The following is a 20475-nucleotide window of genomic DNA, read 5'->3' as shown; positions in this document are numbered from 1 at the left end:
TAAAAAGTAGTTTCCGGGCTGCTGCTGGCTGAGCCATGCCAGCTGGGGCATGGCTGGCCGCGGGCTGTGCGCCCGCCGGCGGCAGCCCGGCCGGCCCCTGGCCAACAAACCCGGCCCAAAGCTGTGCGTAAGGCTATGGTGCCCCGGCCCGACGCTCGGGTACTTCATTCAATCCACAGGCTTGGCGCGTAGCATTGCGTTCTGAAGCCATCCACTTTATTCCATACCGCATGCCCACTCCCGACCCCCGGCGTCTCGCCAATCAAATTGCCCTCGTCACGGGGGCCAGCTCCGGCATCGGCGTGGCCGTGGCCGTGGCACTGGCCGCCCACGGCGCGTCCGTGGTAGTCAACTACGGCCACGACGAAGACGGCGCCAAGGCCACCGTGGCCACCATCGAAGCGGCCGGCGGCACGGCCCTGGCCATCAAGGCCGACGTGAGCAAGGAAGACGAGGTGCAGGCCATGTTCCGGCAAACCATCGAGCGGTTTGGCACCGTGCACATCGTGGTGGCCAACGCCGGCCTGCAGGTCGATGCCAAGTTTGTTGACATGACCCTGGCCCAGTGGCAGAAGGTGATTGACGTGAACCTGACCGGGCAGTTTCTGTGCCTGCGCGAGGGCGCCCGCGAGTTTATCCGGCGCGGCGAGCAGCCCGAGATTTCGCGGGCCATGGGCAAGCTCATCTGCATGAGCTCGGTGCACGAAGTGATTCCGTGGGCCGGCCATGTAAACTACGCGGCCAGCAAGGGCGGCATCATGCAGCTTATGAAGAGCACCGCCCAGGAGCTGGCCCCGCACAAAATCCGCGTCAACAGCATCGCGCCCGGGGCCATTGCCACGCCCATCAACCTCTCGGCCCGCGACACCCCCGAGGAGGAGAAAGCCCTGCTCACCCTCATTCCCTACAACCGCGTGGGCGACCCGGCCGACATCGGCAACCTCGCCGCCTGGCTGGCCTCGGATGAGGCCGACTACATCACCGGCCAAACCATTTTTATGGATGGCGGCATGACGCTCTACCCCGGCTTTGCCGATAATGGATGAGAATCCGCAAAAATCGTCTGTCATCCTGAGCGCCGCGAAGGACCTTATCACCTCGGAGCTGTTTGAAAGTACGGCAAACCATTCGGGCGTGATGAGGTCTTTCGCTGCGCCCAGGATGACAACCTGTTTTATAGCCGCTCATCATCCAGACAAAACCGCATGACCCCCGAACACCAACGACTGGCCGAAGCCAATGCCGGCACCCGGCCCTGGCGCAAATTTGGCCCGTATGTAGCAGAGCGCCAGTGGGGCACGGTGCGCGAAGACTACAGCGCCAACGGCGACGCCTGGAACTTTACCACCCACGACCAGGCCCGCTGCCGCGCCTACCGCTGGGGCGAAGAGGCCTTGGCCGGCTTCTGCGACGAAGACCAGACCATCTGCTTCGGCCTGGGCCTCTGGAACGGACAGGATGCCATTCTGAAGGAGCGGCTGTTCGGCCTGAGCAACCCCGAAGGCAACCACGGCGAGGACGTGAAGGAAGTGTACTACTACCTCGACGCCACGCCCACGCACTCTTACCAGCGGATGCTCTATAAGTATCCGCAGCACGCTTTCCCCTACGAGTGGCTGGTGACCGAAAACGCCCGCCGCGACCGCAGCCGCCCCGAATTCGAGCTCATGGACACGGCCATGTTTCTCGAAAACCGCTACTTCGACGTGTTCGTGGAGTTTGCCAAGGCCGATGCGGAGGACATTCTCATTCAGCTCACCATCGTGAACCGGGGCCCCGACCATACCACGCTGCACCTGCTGCCGCAGCTCTGGTTCCGCAATACCTGGGCCTGGGGCTACGACGACTACCGCCCCCAGATTACCGCCACGCACGACAACCAGCTCTACGCCGAGCATAAGGACCTGGGTGCCATGATGCTGTATTGCGACGAGGAGCCCAACCTGCTGTTCTGCGACAACAACACCAACAACGGCCGCCTCTACAATGCGCCTTCTGATGAACACTTTTTCAAGGATGGCATCAACGACTACCTGCTGCACGGCCAGGCTGGCGCGGTAAACCCCGCCCGCACCGGCACCAAAGCCGCCGCCCACTACGAGCTGGCCGTGGGCCCCGAAAGCACCCATGTAGTGCGCCTGCGCCTGGCCCGGCCGGGCAAGGAAGCGCCCTTTGCCGACTTCGACCACCTGCTGAAGCTGCGCCAGGCCGAGGCCGACCAGTTTTACCAGGTGCTGCAAGCCGACCTGACCGATGCCGATGCGCGCAACGTGCAGCGGCAGGCCTTTGCGGGCATGCTGTGGAGCAAGCAGTTCTATTATTACGATGTGCCGCGCTGGCTGGTCGGCGACCCCGCGCTGCCGCCCCCGCCGCCCGAACGCCTCGACGGCCGCAACGGCACCGGCTGGAACCACCTCAACAACCAGCACATCATCTCGATGCCCGATACCTGGGAGTACCCCTGGTACGCGGCCTGGGACCTGGCTTTTCACTGCCTGCCGCTGGCCCAGCTCGATGCGGAATTTGCTAAAAACCAGCTGCTGCTGCTGTGCCGCGACTGGTACATGCACCCCAACGGCCAGCTGCCCGCCTACGAGTGGAAGCTGGCCGACGTGAACCCGCCCGTGCACGCCTACGCCGCCTGGCGCGTGTTCAAAATCGACCAGAAGGCCCGGGGCGATGCCGGCGACGTGGTTTTTCTGGAAACCATTTTCCACCGCCTGCTCCTGAACTTCACCTGGTGGGTGAACCGCAAGGACCGCGACGGCCACAACATTTTTGAGGGCGGCTTTCTGGGGCTGGATAACATCGGGGTGTTCGACCGCTCGGCGCCGCTGCCCTACGGCGGCTACCTGGAGCAGGCCGATGGCACCGCCTGGGTGGCCATGTACGCGCTCAACATGATGCGCATTGCCCTGCAGCTCAGCCAGACTAACCCCGTGTACCAGGACCTGGCCAGCAAGTTCTTCGAGCATTTCCTCTACATCGCCGAGGCCATGACCAACGTGGCCAACGAGCACATGGACCTCTGGGACACCGAAGACGAGTTCTACTACGACGCCCTGAACACGCCCGACCGGGGCCACGAGCTGCTGAAGGTCAGGAGCCTGGTGGGCTTGATTCCGCTGTTTGCCGTGGAGGTGATTGACGAGGACACGCTGACCAGCGCGCCCAAGTTTCTGGAGCGCATGAACTGGTTTCTGGATAACCGGCCTGTTCTGGCTTCGCTGGTTTCGCGCTGGCAGGAGCCCGGCAAGGGCGCCCGCCACCTGCTCTCGCTGCTGCGCGGCCACCGCGTGAAGCGCCTGCTGGCCAGAATGCTGGACGAGGCCGAATTCCTGTCGCCCTACGGCGTGCGCAGCCTCTCGCGCTACCACCTGGCCCACCCGTTCGTCTTTCGGGGCACCGAAACCCAGTTCACGGTCAACTACGAGCCGGCCGAGTCGCAAACCAGCCTCTTCGGCGGCAACAGCAACTGGCGCGGCCCCGTCTGGATGCCCGTCAACTTCCTGCTCGTCGAGTCGCTGCAGCGCTTTCATCATTACTACGGCGACGATTTCAGGGTGGAATACCCCACCAACTCCGGCCAGACCGTGACGCTCCTCGACGTAGCCGATGCACTCACCGCCCGCCTGACCCGGCTCTTTCTGCGCGACCCCGAAACCGGCCGCCGCGCCTGCTTCGGCGACGACAAGCAGCTGCAGACCGACCCCCACTTCCGCGACTACCTGTGGTTCCACGAGTACTTCCACGGCGACAACGGCCACGGCCTCGGGGCCAGCCACCAAACCGGCTGGACGGGCCTGATTGCCAAGCTGCTGCAGCCGCGGGGCCGCGAAGAGAAGTTCAGCTAGCCGGGCGTAGCCGCCCGCTGGCCCTGCGGCACGGCGCGTCCGGCTATTGCGGGATGCGCTGGTCTGCCCCGAAAATCGTGGCCAGCGCCGGTGCGCTAAGTTACTGTAGATGGCACGATTCCGGCGGCTTGGCCCGCTTGCGTGCCGGCCATTTACGAACAAAGGCAGCCTGCCGCCGAATTCGACGTATAAGGCCCGCCGCCGTCTCCGATGCTCGCGGCCTCACTTATCCCGTTTTCTGCTGCCATGTTTCTGCGTCACCCCGGGCTTGTGATGGCTACCGGCTGGCTATTGCTGCTGGCTGCGCCGGCCCACGCCCAGCGCCCGCCCGCCAACGACGGGTTTCGCCGCCTGAATGGCCAGATGCAGGTGGTGCGCAACGGCCAGCCCCGCCCCATGACCCGCGATGCCCACCTGCCCACCGGCGCCACCGTCACCAAAGACGGCTTCGTGGTATCGGCCGATGGCCAGCGCACCGAGCTGCGCGAAGGCCAGGGCTGCGACCTGCGCGGCCGGCCGGTGGCCGTGCGCACGGCCGCCAGCGGGGCCCTCACGCTGGGCGTGCCCACGGTAGCCGCGGCCAGCCGTGCCGAGGCCCCGCCCACGGTGCTGGAGCAGGTGTTTGGCCCGGCCGACCCTGGCCGCGGCTTCTTCAAGTTTAAAAAAGCCAAAAAGCACCACGGCAAGGGCAAAGGCCACGGCCGCTGGAAAGATTAAGCCCGCGCTGCCGCCCCCGCCGTGCCGCCAGTGGTGCGTATTGTTTCTATGGTTCATTGTTTTCTCGCCTCTCCATTTGCCGATGCCGGCCGCACGCAGCAGTTTGCCGCCATTCGGGCGGCGCTGCAGGCCGATGCCGGGCCCGCCACGCTGCTGCTGGGCAATCTGGTGCTGGAAGACGGGGCCGCCCCGCTCGATGCCGTGGTGGTGCGGCCGCACAGCATCACGCTGCTGCTGCTGGTGCCCGACGGCGGCCACCTCAGCATTCCGGCCCTGGGCTATGGCTCCTGGCTGCTAAACGGGGCGGCCCTGCCCGGCACTGAGGATTTTGACAACCCCTTCGAGCAGTTTCGAACCCAGAAACCGGCGCTGGAAGCCTGGCTGCGCCCCCGCTTCAGCACCGCCCAGGCCAATCTGAGCTTCATCACGGGCATGGTGATGTTCAGGGCTCCCGCGGATTTCGACCCCGATGTGGAAGCCGCGCTCAGCGACGCGCCCGCCGGTTTTCAGCTCCTGGGCCAGCCCGCCGACCTGCCGCGCCGCCTGCGCCAGCTGGCCACGCCCGAAATCGACCTCACGCCGCAGGACATTGCCGAGTGGGCCGCCGAATGGGCGGAATTCGCCGCTGCCGCGCCCGCTGCTCCGGTCCCGGATGCGCCGCGCCCGGCGGCCACTGCGGCTTCGGTGGCGGCTGGCCCTGCGGTGGCCGCCGCCAGCACCTTTCTGGGGCAGAAAGCGCGGGCCCTCTGGGGCTGGCTGGGGGCCAGCGACGTGCCCGACGACGACCCGCCCTACGGCTACGCGGCTGCCCTCAGCGCCCGCAGCGAGGAAAAGGAGCAGCTCGAACAGCTCCGCCAGCAAATGCAGGCCGACCTGCACACCCAGCTTTCGGCCCTGGAAGCCCGCGAGGCCGAGCGTGAGCGCAACATCGCCCAACTGCGCGCCGAGCTGGCCCAGGCCCCGCCCGTTGCCGCCGAAGCCACCGCCCTGGTTTCCCGCCTTGGCGCCGAAACCCGCGAGAAAGCCGCCCTCGAAGCCGAGATGCAGGCCTCCCGCGCCGAGCTGGCCGCCCGCAACCAGGAGCTGGATGCCAAAATTCAGCAGCTGGGCCAGCTGATTGAGCAACTGAATAAAACGGCCGCTGCCAGCCCGCCGCCCGCCCAGGCAGCGCCCCCGCCCGCCCGCCCGGTCAGCCCACCCGCGCCCCCAACGGCAACAGCGCCGGCTGCAACTGCGGCAGCAGACACGGCGGCTCCCGCTGCCGCTACGGCTGCGCCGTCGTCTAATCCAACCAACCCGGCCGCTTCTCCACGGCCCGATGCGGCCTCCGCCGCTCTCGCTGCGAAAGTCTCGGCTGGTTCTATAGCCGCCGGTCCTGTGGCTGCGGGCAGCTTTGCCGCTGCCGCGCAAAAGCAGTGGGGCGAGTGGCAGAAGCGCGGGGCGGCATTCGGTGCCCGACTGCTGCCCCAGCTGCGGCGGGCAGGGGAGTGGGGCCGCGCCCAGCCGAAAGCGGCCCTGGCTGTGGCCGGCGCGGCCGTGCTGGCCCTGGGCGTATGGGGCTTGGGCCACGGCGGCCGCGTAGCGCCCGTGCCCTACCAGGAAAATGGCCGCTGGGGCTACGCTAATGCCAGCGGCGAGCCCGTTATCAAGGCCCAATACACCGAAGCCAGTCCGTTTCGGGCGGGTCAGGCCGTGGTGGCCAAAGACGGTGCCTACGGCCTGGTAGACGAGCAAGGCCACGACGTGATTGCACCCGCTTACGACGCGCTGAATCCTTATTCCGAAGGCTTTGCGCGGGCCCGGGTGGGCGATACCTACACTTTCATCGACGAGGACGGGCAGGAGTTCGACCACTATTACTACAACGCCCTCGACTTTGCCGAGGGCTATGCCGCCGTGCTCGACCACCGGGGCTGGCACTACATCAAAGGCGCTGAAGAGCCCGAGAAGCCCGTAATTTTCAAGGAAGCCTACGCATTTTCGGGCGGGTTGGCCCGGGTGAGGCTGCGCGACGGCTACACCTTTATCAATCCCGCCTACCTCGACGACCCCAGTCGGGGCACCAAGCCTTTTGGCCGCTACCAGCTGGCCGCCGATTTTGCCGATGGCAAGGCCCGCGTGATGCAGCACGGCCGCCGCTTCGTGATTGACAAGGACGGCGAAGAGGTAAAGTAACGCCGCTGCGAATCGGGGCTCCGGTTCGGTTAGGCCTTGGGGGTGAGGTGGGTAGTTTGCCCCGGGTATCAGCGCCGCCGAAGCAACGTCATCCAGCGCCGGGCCAGGGCCGGCCGACACCATAAAATAAGAAAGGGCAGCAAGGCAATCTATGGTTGTCTTGCTGCCCTTTCTTACATTGCCTCCGGCAAGTGGCACAAAAACAGGGGAGAAGCCGGCCGGAATAAAATATTTTTGCCGGAAACGATTGGGGAAGCTGTTTCATATCCCGCAAAACCCTTAGCTTGCACCCCGCTTAACATTACGGTAACATGGAAGTCCAAACTTTGAAGTATCCGGCCCTTCGCAACTACGTTGCCGGCCAGCCAGTAGAAAATGCCTCTGCGTCCACGATGGACGTGTTTAGCCCGCTGAATGGGCAGTTGATTTCCACGCTGCCGCTGAGCAAAGCCGCCGACCTCGACGCCGCCGTGCAGGCCGCCAAAGCAGCCTTCCCGGCTTGGTCGGCCACGCCCATCAAGGAGCGGGTCCAGATTTTTTACCGCTATAAAACCCTGCTGGAGCGCGACATGAAAGCGCTGGCCGAGCTGGTGCGCGAGGAGAACGGCAAAACGATGGACGAGGCCCGCGCCGAAGTTGAAAAAGCCATCGAGCTGACCGAGTTTGCCTGCTCCATGCCGCAACTCATCCAAGGCGAGTTTCTGGAAGTGAGCAAGGGCGTGGAAGCCCGCGCCGAGCGCAAGCCGCTGGGCGTAGTGGCCAGCATCGCCCCGTTCAACTTCCCCAACATGGTGCCGCACTGGACCATCCCGAACGCCCTCGTGCTGGGCAACACCATGATTCTGAAGCCCTCGGAGCAGGTGCCCCTGAGCGCCGTGCGCATCGCCGAGCTGCTGAAAGAAGCCGGCCTGCCCGACGGCGTGCTGAACGTGGTGAACGGCGACAAGGAAATCGTGGAAGCCATCTGCGACCACCCCGACATCCAGGCCGTGAGCTTCGTCGGCTCCACTGCCATTGCTAAAGTGGTGTACATCCGCGCCACCAGCAACCTGAAGCGCTGCGTGGCCCTGGGCGGGGCCAAAAACCACCTGATGGTGCTGCCCGACGCCCACCCCGACATGACGGCCTCGAACGTGGCCGCCAGCATGAGCGGCTGCGCGGGCCAGCGATGCATGGCCGGCTCCACCATGGTAGGAGTAGGTGCCGTGGATGGCATCGTAGCCAAAATTGTGGAAGAAGCTAAAAAGATTGTGGCCGGCCAGAACCTCGGCTCGGTCATCAGCAAAGCCGCCAAGGAGCGCATCGAAAAGCACATCACCGAAGCCGAAGCCGCCGGTGCCAAAGTGCTGCTCGACGGCCGCAACGCCGTAGTGCCCGGCCACGAAGACGGCTACTACGTGGGCGCCACCGTCATCGACTACGTGACGCCCGACATGCGCATCGCCCAGGAAGAAGTGTTCGGCCCGGTGCTCGCCATCATGCGCACCAACACGCTGGACGAAGCCCTAGCCATCGAAAACGCTAACCCCTACGGCAACGCCGCCGCCGTTTTCACCAGCAGCGGCAGCAGCGCCCGTTACGTGATGGACCACGCCAACGCCGGCATGATTGGCGTGAACATCGGCGTGCCCGTGCCCCGCGAGCCCTTCTCCTTCGGCGGCTGGAACGACTCGAAATTCGGCGCCTGCGACATCACCGGCAAAAGCTCCATCGAATTCTGGACGCAGCTGAAAAAGACCACGACGAAGTGGAACCCCGAGTCGCGGGTAAACTGGATGTCGTAGGGCAGGAACTGTCATCCTGAGCTTGCGAAGGACCTAAGGACAGTCGAATAGTTTGCAGTAAAATAATTAAGCGGGCAGGCGAGGTGGACGTGATAAGGTCCTTCGCTACGCTCAGGATGACAGACGGATTCAACGTCACTCCCAATTCATGGAAACCACCTTCGCCACCGACAAAGACCAAATCCTGCACGACAACATCGACCACACCCTCTTCTCGTGGTCGAAGCAAACGGGCCTGAACCCCATCAACGCCGAGCGCGCCGAAGGCGTGTACGTGTACGACCGCGACGGCAAGCGCTACATCGACTTCTCGGCCCAACTCATGAACGTGAACATCGGCCACGGCGACCAGCGCGTGACCGAAGCCGTGACTGCCCAGATGCGCGAGCTCAGCTACGTGTACCCCGGCATGATTACCAAGGCCCGCGGCGACCTCGGCAAGCGCCTGGCCGAAATCACCGCGCCCAACCTCACCAAAGCGTTTTTCACGCTGGGCGGGGCCGAGGCCATCGAAAATGCCATCAAGCTGGCGCGGGTCTACACCGGCCGTCACAAGATTGTGTCGCTGTACCAGTCGTTTCACGGGGCCAGCTACGGCGCCATGAGCGTGGGCGGCGACCCGCGCAAGTTTGCCGTCGACAGCCAGGCCATGCCCGGCACGGTGCACGTCGAGAACCCCTATTTCTACCGCTGCCCCTGGCACTCCGAAACGCCCGAGCAGTGCGCCCAGCGCGCCGCCGATGCCATGGAGCGCATCATCGGCTACGAGAACCCCGGCAGCGTGGCCGCCATCATCATGGAAGGCGAGTCGGGCACGTCGGGCTGCATTAAGTACCCGCCCGGCTACTGGACGCGGGTACGCGAAATCTGCGACAAGCACGGCATCCTGCTCATCGCCGATGAGGTGATGTCGGGCTTCGGCCGCACCGGCAAGTGGTTCGGCTCCGACCACCACAACGTCAAAATCGACATCATGTGCATGGCCAAGGGCATCACCGCCGGCTACTTACCCCTGGGCGCGGTGATGGTGGACGAGAAAATCGCCAAATCCTTCGACGACAAGCCGCTGCCGTTGGGCCTCACGTACTCGGCCCACCCGGTTTCCTGCGCCGCCGCCGTGGCCGTGCTCGATATTTACGAGACGGACAACCTGCTCGAAAACACCGTGGAAATGGGCAAGTACATGGACGAGCAAGTGGCCCAACTCATGCGCCACCACCCCAGCATCGGCGACTGGCGCAACACTGGCCTCTTCGGCTGCATCGAGCTGGTGAAGAACCGCGACACCAAGGAGCCCATGGCCCCTTGGAACGCCACCCCCGCCCAGATGGACATCATGAACCAGGTGGCCGCCAAAATCCGCGAGCTGGGCATGTACACCTTCGTGCGCTGGAACTACATTTTCATCTGCCCGCCGCTGACCATTAATAAGGAGGAGATTGATGAGGGGCTGGCCATCATTTCGGAGGCCATCAGCATCGCCGATAAGCACGTGCACTAACGGCCCGGTCCCGCAAACCTCACCCCCGGCCCCTCTCCCGCGGAGAGGGGAGCCTGACGCCTTTTTACGATTGCAATAAATCAAAAGCCAAATTCCCGGGCCTCCGTGGCTCCCCTCTCCGCGGGAGAGGGGCCGGGGGTGAGGTTTCCCGCCAGAACATGTCCATCCTCCTCAAAAACGGCCGCGTCGTCACCGCCGATTCGGACGCCGTCTGCGATATCCTGATTGAAGGCGAAACCATCGTTTCCATTGGCCGCAATTTGTCGGCCGAGGGGGCGGAGTTGATTGACTGCACCGGCAAAATGGTGATGCCCGGCGGTATCGACCCGCATGTGCACCTCGAAATGCCCTTTATGGGTACGTTTTCGTCTGACACCTACGAAACCGGCACCCGCGCTGCCCTGCACGGCGGCACCACCACCGTTATCGACTTCATCCTGCAAAAGCAGGGCAACTCGCTGCGTTCGGCCTTTGAGGAGTGGAGTGGCCGCGCCACCGGCAACGCCGTGGGCGACTACAGCTTCCACATGGCCGTGACGGATTTCAACCCGAGCACCAAGGAGGAAATCAAGGACATGATTGTCGAGGGCATCACGTCTTTCAAAACCTTCATGGCCTACAAGGGCGCGCTCATGATTGACGATGCCCAGATGGTGGGCCTGATGCAGGAAGTGAAAAAGCACGGCGGCCTCGTGACGGCCCACGCCACCAACGGCGACATGATTGACACGCTCATCGCCCAGCACCGGGCGCAGGGCAAGCTCACCCCGCTCTACCACTACCTCTCGCAGCCCGAAGTAACGGAGGCCGAAGCCTCGGGCCGCTTCGCCGACATCGCCAATTACACGGGCGTAAATGCCTACATCGTGCACCTCACCTGCGAGGGCGCCCTCAACCAGGTGCGCCGCGCCACCGAGCGCAACCAGCGCGTGCTGGTCGAAACCTGCATTCAGTACCTCGTGCTCGACGCCTCGCTTTACGAGGACGAAGCCAACGGCGCAAAGTGGGTGATGTCGCCCCCGCTGCGTGAGAAGAAGGACCAGGCCACGCTGTGGGCCGGCATCAACCAGGGCCTCGTGAACGTGGTGGGCACCGACCATTGCCCCTTCATGTGGGAGCAGAAGCTCATGGGCAAGGACGACTTCTCGAAAATCCCCAACGGCCACCCCGCCATCGAGCACCGCCTGGAGCTGCTGTTTTCGGAAGGCGTGAACACCGGTAAAATCACCCCGCAGAAGTTTGTGGAAGTGACCTCAACCAACGCCGCCAAAATCTTCGGCATGTTCCCCCGCAAAGGCACCATCAGCATCGGCGCCGACGCGGATTTGGTTATCATTAACCCGCAGAAGAAGCACACCATCTCGGCCGACACCCACCACATGAACTGCGACTACTCGGCCTACGAAGGCTGGGAGTTGACCGGCAAAATTGAAACCGTGCTGCTCCGCGGCCAGGTAGCGGTGGATGCCGGCGAAACGAAGGTTTCAAAAGGCTACGGCCAGTTCATCAAGCGCGGCAAAACGAACATTTGAGCGCAGATGGAGCACGTCATGCAGAGCGCAGCGAAGCATCTTTACCGCAGTAGTAACCAAATTTTTTAGACGACATAGTTAGTGGCGGCGGGCAAGATGCTTCGCTGCGCTCTGCATGAAGTTCTCGGCCTTAAAATCAAAACTCAACCCCACCTAACCATTCCAATGCCCAGAATTATCAAATCCGGCCTCATCCAGATGAGCCTGCCCATGACCGAAGGCGAAGGCACCATCCAGGAAATCATGCAGGCCATGGAGGCCAAGCACATTCCGCTCATCGAAGAAGCCGGCCGCCAAGGCGTGCAGATTCTCTGCCTGCAGGAAATCTTCAACACCCCGTATTTCTGCCCCGGCCAGGACAAAGCCTGGTACGCCTCGGCCGAAGCCGTGCCCGGCCCGACCACTGACCGCATGGCCGAATACGCCAAGAAATACAATATGGTGATGATTGTGCCCGTGTACGAGCGCGAGTCGGCCGGTTTCCTCTACAACACCGCCGCCGTGATTGACGCCGACGGCACCTACCTCGGCAAGTACCGCAAAAACCACATCCCGCACACCACCGGCTTCTGGGAGAAGTTCTTCTTCAAGCCCGGCAACATGGGCTACCCCGTGTTCCAGACCAAGTACGCCAAAGTGGGCGTGTACATTTGCTACGACCGCCACTTTCCGGACGGTGCCCGCATCCTGGGCCTGAACGGCGCCGAAATCGTGTACAACCCCTCGGCTACCGTGGCCGGCCTCTCGCAGTACCTCTGGAAGCTGGAGCAGCCCGCGCACGCGGCCGCCAACGGCTACTTCATGGGCTGTATCAACCGCGTCGGCGAGGAGAAGCCCTGGAACCTGGGCCGCTTCTACGGCACCAGCTATTTCGTGGACCCGCGCGGCCAGATTATCGCGCAGGCCGACGAATACAAAGACGAATTGCTGATTGCTGAATTCGACCTCGATATGATTGAGGAAGTGCGCAATACCTGGCAGTTCTTCCGCGACCGCCGCCCCGAAACCTACGAGAAACTGGTAGAGTTGTAGGCGCTTGGCTGACGTAAAAACGGTCATGCTAAGCACAGTCGCAGCATGGCCGTTTTTTTATTCACTACTAATTCTGAATTAACCTGCCCCAATGGCTGAATTTTCTACACCTACCACCGAGCAGCAATTCGCGGAAAACTTCGCGCAATTGAAGCCGGTGATGAACCGCACCGAGGCGCTTTACGAAAGCTCCCGCTGCCTTTTTTGCTTCGATGCGCCGTGTATAAAAGCGTGCCCGTCGGGAATTGATATTCCGCAGTTCATCCGCCAGATAAATTCCGGCAACGATACCGGCGCGGCGCGGACTATTTACGAAGCTAATTACTTCGGAAATGCCTGCGGCAAAGTGTGCCCGACGGAAGTGTTGTGCGAAGGTGCCTGCGTGTATAACCTGCAGGAAGTGAAGCCGATTGAAATAGGGCGCTTGCAAAGCTTCGCCACGACCAAGGTGATTAAGAGCGGTGAAAAGCTGTTCGGGCCCGGCGCGGATAACGGCAAGATAGTGGCCGTAATTGGGGCGGGACCAGCCGGCATCTCGGCGGCTTGCGAGTTGCGCTCGCTAGGCTACAGTGTCGATGTATTTGAGGCCAAAGCCCAGCCTTCGGGTTTGACGGTTTATGGCGTGGCCCCGTACAAAATCACCAACGAAGAAACGTTGGCCGAAATGGACTATCTGCAGGCGCAATTCGGTTACAACGTGCATTTTAATTCGGCTATTTCTTCGCGCGAAGAATTAGAGAAGCTGGAAGACAAATACGACGCTATTTTCCTCGGAATTGGCCTTGGCAAAACCAGCGAATTAGGCCTGCCCGGCGAGGACAAAATCAATTGCACCGGCGCGGTGGAATTCATCGCCGAACTACGCCAGCATCAGCACAAAGTAGCCGTAGGGCGCAAGGTGATTGTGCTGGGTGGCGGCAACACTGCGATGGATGCCGCTTCGGAGTCTTCGCGTCTGGGCGCGGATAATGTGATTCTTGCCTATCGCCGGGCCAAGGAGGAAATGGGCGCCTACGAGTTCGAGTACGACCTGGCCAAAGGGGTAGGGGTGAAGGGCTTGTTCAACGTGGCCCCGGTGGAAATTACCGGCAACGGCTATGTATCGGGCGTTAAATTCATCCGCACTGAAACCAAGGACGGGCGCGTGCAGGAAATTGCCGGCTCCGAGTTTGTTGAAGCCTGCGATATGGTGATTAAAGCCACCGGCCAGGCCAAGCAGACGGAATTCCTAGGCCTGATTCCGGGCCTGAAGCTGGACGGCAAGGGCCGCATCATTGCCAACGCCCACACCGGGCAGACAACGAACCCGCAGTATTTCGCCTCGGGCGATGCCTGGAACGGCGGCGCGGAAGTAGTGAACGCAGCAGCTGAAGCTAAGCTGACGGCACGCGGTATTCACGCTTATTTGAGCAAGTAGCGCGGACTTTCAGTCCGCGGGTTGAGCCCACTTTTCTCATTTCGTATTCAATCGCGGACTAAAAGTCCGCGCTACATTATGCCTGATTTATCCATCAATTTCGCCGGCATCAAATCGCCGAATCCGTTCTGGCTGGCGTCAGCGCCGCCCACCAACTCCGGCTACCAGATTATGAAAGCCTTCGACGCCGGCTGGGGCGGGGCGGTTTGGAAGACGCTGGGCGTGCCCGTCGTGAACGTGTCGAGCCGCTACGGCGGCGTGAACTACCGCGACAAGCGCATGGTCGGCTTCAACAACATCGAGCTGATTTCGGACCGCCCGCTCTCGCACAACCTGCGCGAGATTGAAGAGGTGAAAAAGCGCTTCCCTAACCACGCCGTCATTGCCTCGCTCATGGTGCAGAGCCGGCAGGAGTGGCACGACATTGTGCGCCAGTGCCAGGATGCGGGGGCCGACGGCTTCGAGCTGAACTTCGGCTGCCCGCACGGCATGTGCGAGCGCGGCATGGGCTCGGCCGTGGGCCAGGAGCCCAAGGTGCTGCAAACCATCGTGGAGTGGGTGATGGAAGTGGCTACCAAGCCCGTCATCGTGAAGCTCACGCCCAACATCTCCGACATCACCGAGCCCGCCCTGGCCGCCCGGCGCGGCGGGGCCGATGCCATCTCGCTCATCAACACGATTCAGAGCATCGTGGGGGTTGACTTGGACCAGTTCGCGCCCTACCCGATTGTGGACGGCAAGGGCACCAACGGCGGCTACTGCGGCCCGGCCGTGAAGCCCATTGCCCTGAACATGGTGAAAAACTGCGCCCAGCACCCCGACATCAAGCTACCCATCTCAGGCATCGGTGGCATCGAGAACTGGCGCGACGCCGTAGAGCACATCCTGCTGGGTGCCAGTTCGGTGCAAGTGTGCACGGCCGCCATGCACTTCGGCTTCGGCATCATCCGCGAAATGACCTCGGGCCTGGAGCAGTACATGGTGGAGAAAGGCTTCAACACCATCTACGACATGGTGGGCAAGGCCCTGCCCAACGTGCTGCACTGGGAAGACCTGAACATGAAGTACAAGGTGACGGCCAATATCAACGAGGACAAGTGCATCGGCTGCCAGCTGTGCTACACGGCCTGCGAAGACGGCGCCCACCAGGCCATTAAGCTGAACGCTGGCACCCGCGTGCCCGAAATCATCGAGGAAAACTGCGTGGGCTGCAACCTCTGCTCGCTGGTCTGCCCCGTCGAGCAGTGCATCACCATGGAGCGCACCGACTCCGGCACCGAGCACCTCACCTGGAAGGAGCGCACCGAAGCCGGCACCGCGCCCACCGAGTTTGAGGACGAGCGCGCCGGCGGCCGCCACCACTGGGTGCCCGAGCCCAGCGCCGCCCTCGGCAAGGAGCGCCACAAAACCCTGCCCGGCAAAGCCCGGATTATCAATGGCGAAACCGTAGTGCCAACAGCGGTTTTGTGAGGCGTGCGCGTACGTCAGCAGGCACTAATTCTGGTCCGCAATTTGTTTAGATGCGTATAAGAACAATCACCTGTAAATCGACGCGCTTCGGCCGCCTGGATATATCATGAAAACGAAACCTCTGATTTTTGCGCTCGGCATCTGCCTGATGCTCTTGACTGGTTGCGTGGCCTCGGTAGGCCCCGGCTATGACTACGGCTATGGCGGCGGCTACTACCCGCCGGCCCGTCCGTACTACGCTCGTCCGTACTACTACAATCCGCGCCCGGCGGTGATAGTGCCGGCCCGGCCCTACTACCGGGGGGGCTATGGCGGAGGCTACCATGGCGACAGGGGCTACCACGGCGGTGGCGGGTATAACGGAGGTGGCCACAGCCGTCGCCGGTAGCTAGCCCACTGGTTTTTATTGGAAAAGGGCCGTCCGTGAAAGCGGGCGGCCCTTTTGTTTGAGGTGGCCGATAGAAAACGGAGCTTAAGCTGGCTTTGCGATGAGCACGAAGTACAGCCGTGTAGCCACAGGCTGAATTATTGAAGCTGTTTAGAAACTCAAAATCGTTGTCATCCTGAGCGCAGCGAAGGACCTCATCACGTCAGAACAACGCCTATTCTGACGTGATGAGGTCCTTCGCGCTGCGCTCAGGATGACAGACGTGTAGGCAAATCAGACTTCCTATACAGGTTCATTGACTGGTGCGCCCGTTCTTTGGACTCTGCCTTTTGGTTCCTGCCCATGATTTCTTTCGGTTGCCGCTGGTTTCCGCTTCTGCTACTGGCGCTGCTCGTCGCCGGGCTAAACCCACAGAAAAGCCATGCACAAGGCTATGCCGAAGGCATTGGCCTGAGCTACGAGGTTCTGCCGCTGAAGCTGAACAACGGGGGCGAGCATACTTTCCGGGCCGATGTGTATCGGGCCAGCCTGATAGTGCCCATTGCCCTCAATGCCGATAGCAGCCGCAGCCTGCTGGCCGGTGCTAATCTGGAAGCGCTTCATTTCAGCGGCGACCGGCCGGGGTTTGCGGTGAGCAATGTGTACGGCTTTTCGCCGGTGCTGGGCTACCGCCACCGCCTCTCGCCCAGGCTGGAGCTAACCGTCCTCGCGCTGCCCGCATTGAACTCCGACCTGCGCGAGGTGCGGGGCGCCGACCTGACCTGGGGCGGCGTGGCGCGGGTGGCGTACCGCGTCAATCCCCGGTTCAGCTACCGCTTTACGGTGGGGTACCGGCAGCAGTTTTATGGCCCGCAGTACGTGGTGCTGCTGGGGCTGGACTGGCAGCTGGGGCGGTGCTGGCGGGTGTTTGGCGATTTGCCTACTACGTTCACCGTCAGCTATTCGGCCGGGCCGCGCACCAATTTCGGCTTCAATCTGATTGGCATCAACACCGCCTATCGGCTGCGGGAGCAGGACCAGTATTTCCAATACCAGCAGGGCCATTACGGCTTGTTTGCCGAACGGTACCTCAGTGCCCACTGGGCGTTGCGGGCCACGGCCGCCTATGCCGCAACGCGCCGCCTCGACGTAGCGGCCCGGGATGACCGGTGGCCGGCCACCATCGACTACATCGGGCTGGGAAAGGCCCCGACGCCGCTCAATCCGCGCATTGAAAAAGGCCTGGCTTTTCGCCTGGCCCTGAGCTACCGCGTGGCCGTGCGCTAGGCATACGACCCACGGCGTTAGTGCGCCGAAACCCCGTCAACCCGCCGCAAACCCAACACGCCCACAATAATCAGGGTGGTGAAGAAGATGCTTTGCCAGGTGAGGCCCTGCTTCAGATAAAACGTATCCACGAGCTTGATGCCGACCACGGCCAGCGCCATCCAGGCCGAATAGGCCGTGGCGGTGGGGATGGAGCGCATGGCCTGCGAGAGAAAAATAACGTTGGCCAGCCCGAATGCGACGTAGCCCAGCAGTGGGAGCACCGGCAGCAGCGTGGCCGGCTGGGAGTAAGTGTGCAGCCAGGCTATTTCTTTGATGCGCTGCATGTTGAGCGCCTTCAGGCTATACGTCCAGCACACTTCCATGAAGGAGGCCAGAAACAGGGAAATCCAGGGGTTAATCAACGGGGCAGGGCAGCAGCGGTGGATGAAACGGAAGATTCGGCGGCCGCTGGGGCGGCGGTTGTTGCGTCAAAGTTACCGCCGGGCCGTTGGGCGGGAATGGTGTCGGAGTACGGTTCGGGCACGGGCCAGCCGTGCAGTGGGCGCAGGGCCGGCACGCGGTTGGTCAGCTTTGTCAGCAGCCGCATCCGAATGCCGTGGTAGGCCCGGAAAAGGGGAGAGCGCCGCGCCAGCTGCTCCTCATCGAAGCGGGCCACGGAAAAAACGTGCTGGCTGAAATAGTCCTTCGGGAAAACATAAGGCAGGCCCCATTTCAGCGGCTTGCGGCCGGCGGGCAGGTAGGCGGTGCCGAACAGCCAGTCCCAGAAAGCGAATTTGGTGGAGAAGTTGGCGTAGAATACTTCCTCGTGGTCGGCGTGGTGCCAGAGGTGCATCTCGGGGCCGTTGATGAAGTATTGCAGCCGGCCCGAGCGCACGTCGATGTTGCAGTGAATCCAGATGCCCCACACGGCATCGATGCAGGCCTTGATGGGCACCACCATGGGGTCGGCCCCGAGCAGGACAATGGGCGCAAACTCAATGGTCTGGTTAATCAGAATCTCGACGGCGTGGGAGCGGGAGCCCGCCAGCCAGTCTACCTGCTTGCCGGAGTGGTGCGCCTCGTGGGTGCGCCAGAAAAACGGGCTGCTGTGTTGAAACCGGTGAAACCAGTAGATGTAGAAATCGTGCGTCACCACGAAAAACAGCACCTGCACCCAGATGGGCCAGCCTGTCACAACCTGCAGCTTCGAGAAGCCGAAATGCTGGTCGAGCGGCTGAATGACGTAGTCGAAAATGATGATTTTCAGGGCGTAGCTCTGCACGAAGGTGTAGAGCACCAGGTCGGTCCAGAAGCCTTCGCGGAAAAAAGGCAGCCCCTTGCGGTACGGAATGACGCGCTCCAGCGTAATCACAATGGCCACCCAAACGAGCAGAATGGCCGTGGTGATGAGTTCGACGTGATGCATGGCGTTGGGTGAAGGGTATTTTATCCGCCATCCTGAGCGCAGCGAAGGACCTTATCGCGCTTGAACAAATTGTTCCTACGTGATAAGGTCCTTCGCTGCGCTCAGGATGACAAACGATTCTAACGTCAGGTCAACCCAAACGGGCTACTCCTGGTTCGGCGTCAGCTCGCGGCGCAGGCGGCGGCGGGGCTCCAGCTCGGAGTCGTACACGCGCTTCACGCCATCGCCGAGGCCTTCCTCCACGTCGCGGATGTCGCGCACGAGCTTGGCCATGCCGCCGGGCTCCACGCTAGCGGCGTGGTCGGAGCCCCACATGGCCCGGTCGAGCGTGAAATGGCGCTCCACGAAGCAGGCGCCCAGCGTGACGGCGGCCACGGTAGTGGCCAGGCCGGTTTCGTGGCCGGAGTAGCCGATGGGCGTAGTCGGGAACATGGCTTGCAGGGCGGGCACCATGCGCAGGTTCAGCTCCTGCGGCGGGCAGGGGTAGGAGGAAGTGGAGTGCGCAATCATGAGCTTGTCCAGCCCCACCCATTTCACGGCCTGCGTGATTTCATCGAGCGTGCTCATGCCGGTGCTCAGCATCAGCGGGCGGCCGGTGGCGCGCACGCGGTCGAGCAGCGGCTTGTCGGTGAGGGAGGCCGAAGCCATTTTATACATCACGGGCTCAAACTGCTCCATGAAATCGACCGACGGCTCGTCCCAGCACGAGGCAAACCAGTCGATGCCCAGCGCGCGGCAGTAGTCGTCGATGGCCGTGTATTCGGCCTGGCCGAACTCGGTTTTGCGCTTGTAGTCGATGTAGCTCATGCGGCCCCAGGGGGTGTCGCGCTGTTTTTCCCACTGGTCTTTGGGCACGCACAGCTCGGGCGTGCGCTTCTGGAATTTCACGGCATCGCAGCCGGCCTTGGCAGCCTCGGAAATGAGCTGCTTGGCCAGGTCGAGCGAGCCGTTGTGGTTGATGCCGATTTCGGCAATAATGTAGGCCGGGTGGCCCGCGCCAATGAATCGGTTTTTACGAATTTCAACAGCTTGCATAAGGCGAAGGGTTGGGTTGTAGCACATGCTTCAGCTTGTGCCGGTTGTGGGTGATAAGCGCAGGCTAAAGCATGCGCTGCAAGAGTTAAATGGCCGTCCAGCCGCCGTCAATCACGAGGTTGGCCCCGGTCATGTAGGCCGAGGCGTCGGAGGCCAGAAACACCACCGCACCCTGGTAGTCAGTAGCATTGGCCATGCGGCCGAGCGGCGTTTTGGCGCTGTACTGCTTCACAAAAAATGCGTCCTGGCTGTTTTCCACGCCGCCGGGCGAGAGGGTATTTACGCGCACCCCGGCCGCGCCCCAGTAGGCGGCCAGATAGCGGGTGAAGTTCACTACCGCGCCCTTGGTCATGGGGTAGGAGGGTGATTTATAAAAGGTTTGCTCGCCGGCTTCGTTGCGGTAGATGCTCTGGTCGGGGCCCACAAGGCCGTAGGTGCTGGCCACGTTGATGATGCTGCCGCGGCCCTGCTGCGCCATGGGCGTGCCAAATACCTGCGCCGCCAGAAACACGCCCGTCACGTTCACCTCCAGCACCTGCTGAAAGGTGGCCAGCGGGAAGTTCTCAAACTTGCTCAAATCGGCCGCCAGCGCGGGGTTCTCGAACATGTCGTTGATAGCGGCATTGTTCACCAGCACGTCGATGTGCCCGAAGCGGACCAGAATCTGGTCGCGGGCCGCCGCCAGCGATTCCGGGCTGGTTACGTTCACCGAAACCGGCAGGTGCGGGCCGCCGGGCAGCCCGGCGGCCACGCTGGCGCAGGCTTCGGCGTTGAGGTCGGCCACGACTACGTTGGCTCCGGCCTGAGCCAGTGCTTCGCAGTGCTTGCGGCCGATGAGCCCGCACGCGCCGGTGACGATGGCCGTTTTGCCCGTTAAATCGAATAAATCCATGGGG

At 62.5% G+C, this 20475-nt stretch carries 16 protein-coding genes; 12 read left to right on the top strand and 4 right to left on the bottom strand.

Going from position 1 to position 20475, the window contains the following annotated elements:
* Positions 1-230 precede the first annotated feature (230 nt).
* The 12 genes from ACYVHT_RS16655 (at position 231) to ACYVHT_RS16600 (ending at position 17136) form a co-directional block, all read left to right on the top strand.
* Positions 231-1046 (top strand): SDR family oxidoreductase, encoded by an 816-nt coding sequence (locus ACYVHT_RS16655; protein WP_460554314.1) that lies wholly within the window; start codon positions 231-233, stop codon positions 1044-1046.
* 159 nt (positions 1047-1205) lie between these two features.
* Positions 1206-3854 carry a glucosidase family protein gene (locus ACYVHT_RS16650; RefSeq protein WP_460554311.1) on the top strand — a complete coding sequence of 883 codons (2649 nt, stop codon included), beginning with the start codon at positions 1206-1208 and terminating at the stop codon, positions 3852-3854.
* A gap of 246 nt (positions 3855-4100) precedes the next feature.
* Positions 4101-4571, top strand: a complete 471-nt coding sequence (locus ACYVHT_RS16645) for a DUF6799 domain-containing protein (RefSeq protein ID WP_460554308.1) — start codon at positions 4101-4103, stop codon at positions 4569-4571.
* Positions 4572-4619: 48 nt separating this feature from the next.
* Positions 4620-6746, top strand: coding sequence for a WG repeat-containing protein (locus ACYVHT_RS16640; RefSeq protein WP_460554305.1), 2127 nt, complete (start codon positions 4620-4622; stop codon positions 6744-6746).
* A 311-nt stretch (positions 6747-7057) separates the two neighbouring features.
* Positions 7058-8530, top strand: coding sequence for a CoA-acylating methylmalonate-semialdehyde dehydrogenase (locus ACYVHT_RS16635; RefSeq protein ID WP_460554302.1), 1473 nt, complete (start codon positions 7058-7060; stop codon positions 8528-8530).
* A 148-nt stretch (positions 8531-8678) separates the two neighbouring features.
* Entirely contained in the window at positions 8679-10031 is a 1353-nt protein-coding gene (locus ACYVHT_RS16630) for a PLP-dependent aminotransferase family protein (protein ID WP_460554299.1), read from the top strand.
* Positions 10032-10189: 158 nt separating this feature from the next.
* Positions 10190-11563, top strand: a complete 1374-nt coding sequence (gene hydA, locus ACYVHT_RS16625; protein ID WP_460554296.1) for a dihydropyrimidinase — start codon at positions 10190-10192, stop codon at positions 11561-11563.
* Positions 11564-11728: 165 nt separating this feature from the next.
* Positions 11729-12595 (top strand): carbon-nitrogen hydrolase family protein, encoded by an 867-nt coding sequence (locus tag ACYVHT_RS16620; protein WP_460554293.1) that lies wholly within the window; start codon positions 11729-11731, stop codon positions 12593-12595.
* A 91-nt stretch (positions 12596-12686) separates the two neighbouring features.
* Entirely contained in the window at positions 12687-14012 is a 1326-nt protein-coding gene (locus ACYVHT_RS16615; protein WP_460554290.1) for an FAD-dependent oxidoreductase, read from the top strand.
* A 78-nt stretch (positions 14013-14090) separates the two neighbouring features.
* Positions 14091-15482 (top strand): NAD-dependent dihydropyrimidine dehydrogenase subunit PreA, encoded by a 1392-nt coding sequence (gene preA, locus ACYVHT_RS16610; RefSeq protein ID WP_460554287.1) that lies wholly within the window; start codon positions 14091-14093, stop codon positions 15480-15482.
* 106 nt (positions 15483-15588) lie between these two features.
* The gene (locus tag ACYVHT_RS16605) at positions 15589-15870 is read left to right on the top strand and encodes a hypothetical protein (RefSeq protein ID WP_460554285.1); all 282 of its coding nucleotides are present in this window, start codon (positions 15589-15591) and stop codon (positions 15868-15870) included.
* A gap of 342 nt (positions 15871-16212) precedes the next feature.
* Positions 16213-17136, top strand: coding sequence for a DUF6268 family outer membrane beta-barrel protein (locus ACYVHT_RS16600; protein WP_460554282.1), 924 nt, complete (start codon positions 16213-16215; stop codon positions 17134-17136).
* A 17-nt stretch (positions 17137-17153) separates the two neighbouring features.
* Here ACYVHT_RS16600 and ACYVHT_RS16595 read toward each other — a convergent pair whose 3' ends face one another.
* The 4 genes from ACYVHT_RS16595 to ACYVHT_RS16580 all read right to left on the bottom strand — a co-directional run bounded on the left by ACYVHT_RS16595 (position 17154) and on the right by ACYVHT_RS16580 (position 20471).
* Positions 17154-17540, bottom strand: coding sequence for a DMT family transporter (locus tag ACYVHT_RS16595; RefSeq protein WP_460554279.1), 387 nt, complete (start codon positions 17538-17540; stop codon positions 17154-17156).
* Positions 17537-18544: a sterol desaturase family protein gene (locus ACYVHT_RS16590; RefSeq protein WP_460554276.1), complete on the bottom strand. Its 1008-nt coding sequence runs from the start codon at positions 18542-18544 to the stop codon at positions 17537-17539. Before ACYVHT_RS16590 ends, ACYVHT_RS16595 begins: the two co-directional genes overlap by 4 nt.
* 144 nt (positions 18545-18688) lie before the next feature.
* Entirely contained in the window at positions 18689-19579 is an 891-nt protein-coding gene (locus tag ACYVHT_RS16585; protein WP_460554273.1) for an N-acetylneuraminate synthase family protein, read from the bottom strand.
* An 85-nt stretch (positions 19580-19664) separates the two neighbouring features.
* Entirely contained in the window at positions 19665-20471 is an 807-nt protein-coding gene (locus ACYVHT_RS16580) for a Rossmann-fold NAD(P)-binding domain-containing protein (RefSeq protein ID WP_460554270.1), read from the bottom strand.
* Positions 20472-20475 lie beyond the last annotated feature (4 nt).

This window comes from Hymenobacter daeguensis (assembly GCF_054780555.1).
The sequence above is the reverse complement of the archived record's forward strand: the minus strand, read 5'-3'. Positions and strand labels throughout refer to the sequence as shown.

Excerpts from the sequence above, each read along its gene's own strand:
- ACYVHT_RS16655 (WP_460554314.1), top strand. The coding sequence starts at position 231 with ATGCCCACTCCCGACCCCCGGCGTCTCGCCAATCAAATTGCCCTCGTC.
- ACYVHT_RS16650 (WP_460554311.1), top strand. The coding sequence starts at position 1,206 with ATGACCCCCGAACACCAACGACTGGCCGAAGCCAATGCCGGCACCCGG.
- ACYVHT_RS16645 (WP_460554308.1), top strand. The coding sequence starts at position 4,101 with ATGTTTCTGCGTCACCCCGGGCTTGTGATGGCTACCGGCTGGCTATTG.
- ACYVHT_RS16640 (WP_460554305.1), top strand. The coding sequence starts at position 4,620 with ATGGTTCATTGTTTTCTCGCCTCTCCATTTGCCGATGCCGGCCGCACG.
- ACYVHT_RS16635 (WP_460554302.1), top strand. The coding sequence starts at position 7,058 with ATGGAAGTCCAAACTTTGAAGTATCCGGCCCTTCGCAACTACGTTGCC.
- ACYVHT_RS16630 (WP_460554299.1), top strand. The coding sequence starts at position 8,679 with ATGGAAACCACCTTCGCCACCGACAAAGACCAAATCCTGCACGACAAC.
- hydA (WP_460554296.1), top strand. The coding sequence starts at position 10,190 with ATGTCCATCCTCCTCAAAAACGGCCGCGTCGTCACCGCCGATTCGGAC.
- ACYVHT_RS16620 (WP_460554293.1), top strand. The coding sequence starts at position 11,729 with ATGCCCAGAATTATCAAATCCGGCCTCATCCAGATGAGCCTGCCCATG.
- ACYVHT_RS16615 (WP_460554290.1), top strand. The coding sequence starts at position 12,687 with ATGGCTGAATTTTCTACACCTACCACCGAGCAGCAATTCGCGGAAAAC.
- preA (WP_460554287.1), top strand. The coding sequence starts at position 14,091 with ATGCCTGATTTATCCATCAATTTCGCCGGCATCAAATCGCCGAATCCG.
- ACYVHT_RS16605 (WP_460554285.1), top strand. The coding sequence starts at position 15,589 with ATGAAAACGAAACCTCTGATTTTTGCGCTCGGCATCTGCCTGATGCTC.
- ACYVHT_RS16600 (WP_460554282.1), top strand. The coding sequence starts at position 16,213 with ATGATTTCTTTCGGTTGCCGCTGGTTTCCGCTTCTGCTACTGGCGCTG.
- ACYVHT_RS16590 (WP_460554276.1), bottom strand. The coding sequence starts at position 18,544 with ATGCATCACGTCGAACTCATCACCACGGCCATTCTGCTCGTTTGGGTG.
- ACYVHT_RS16585 (WP_460554273.1), bottom strand. The coding sequence starts at position 19,579 with ATGCAAGCTGTTGAAATTCGTAAAAACCGATTCATTGGCGCGGGCCAC.
- ACYVHT_RS16580 (WP_460554270.1), bottom strand. The coding sequence starts at position 20,471 with ATGGATTTATTCGATTTAACGGGCAAAACGGCCATCGTCACCGGCGCG.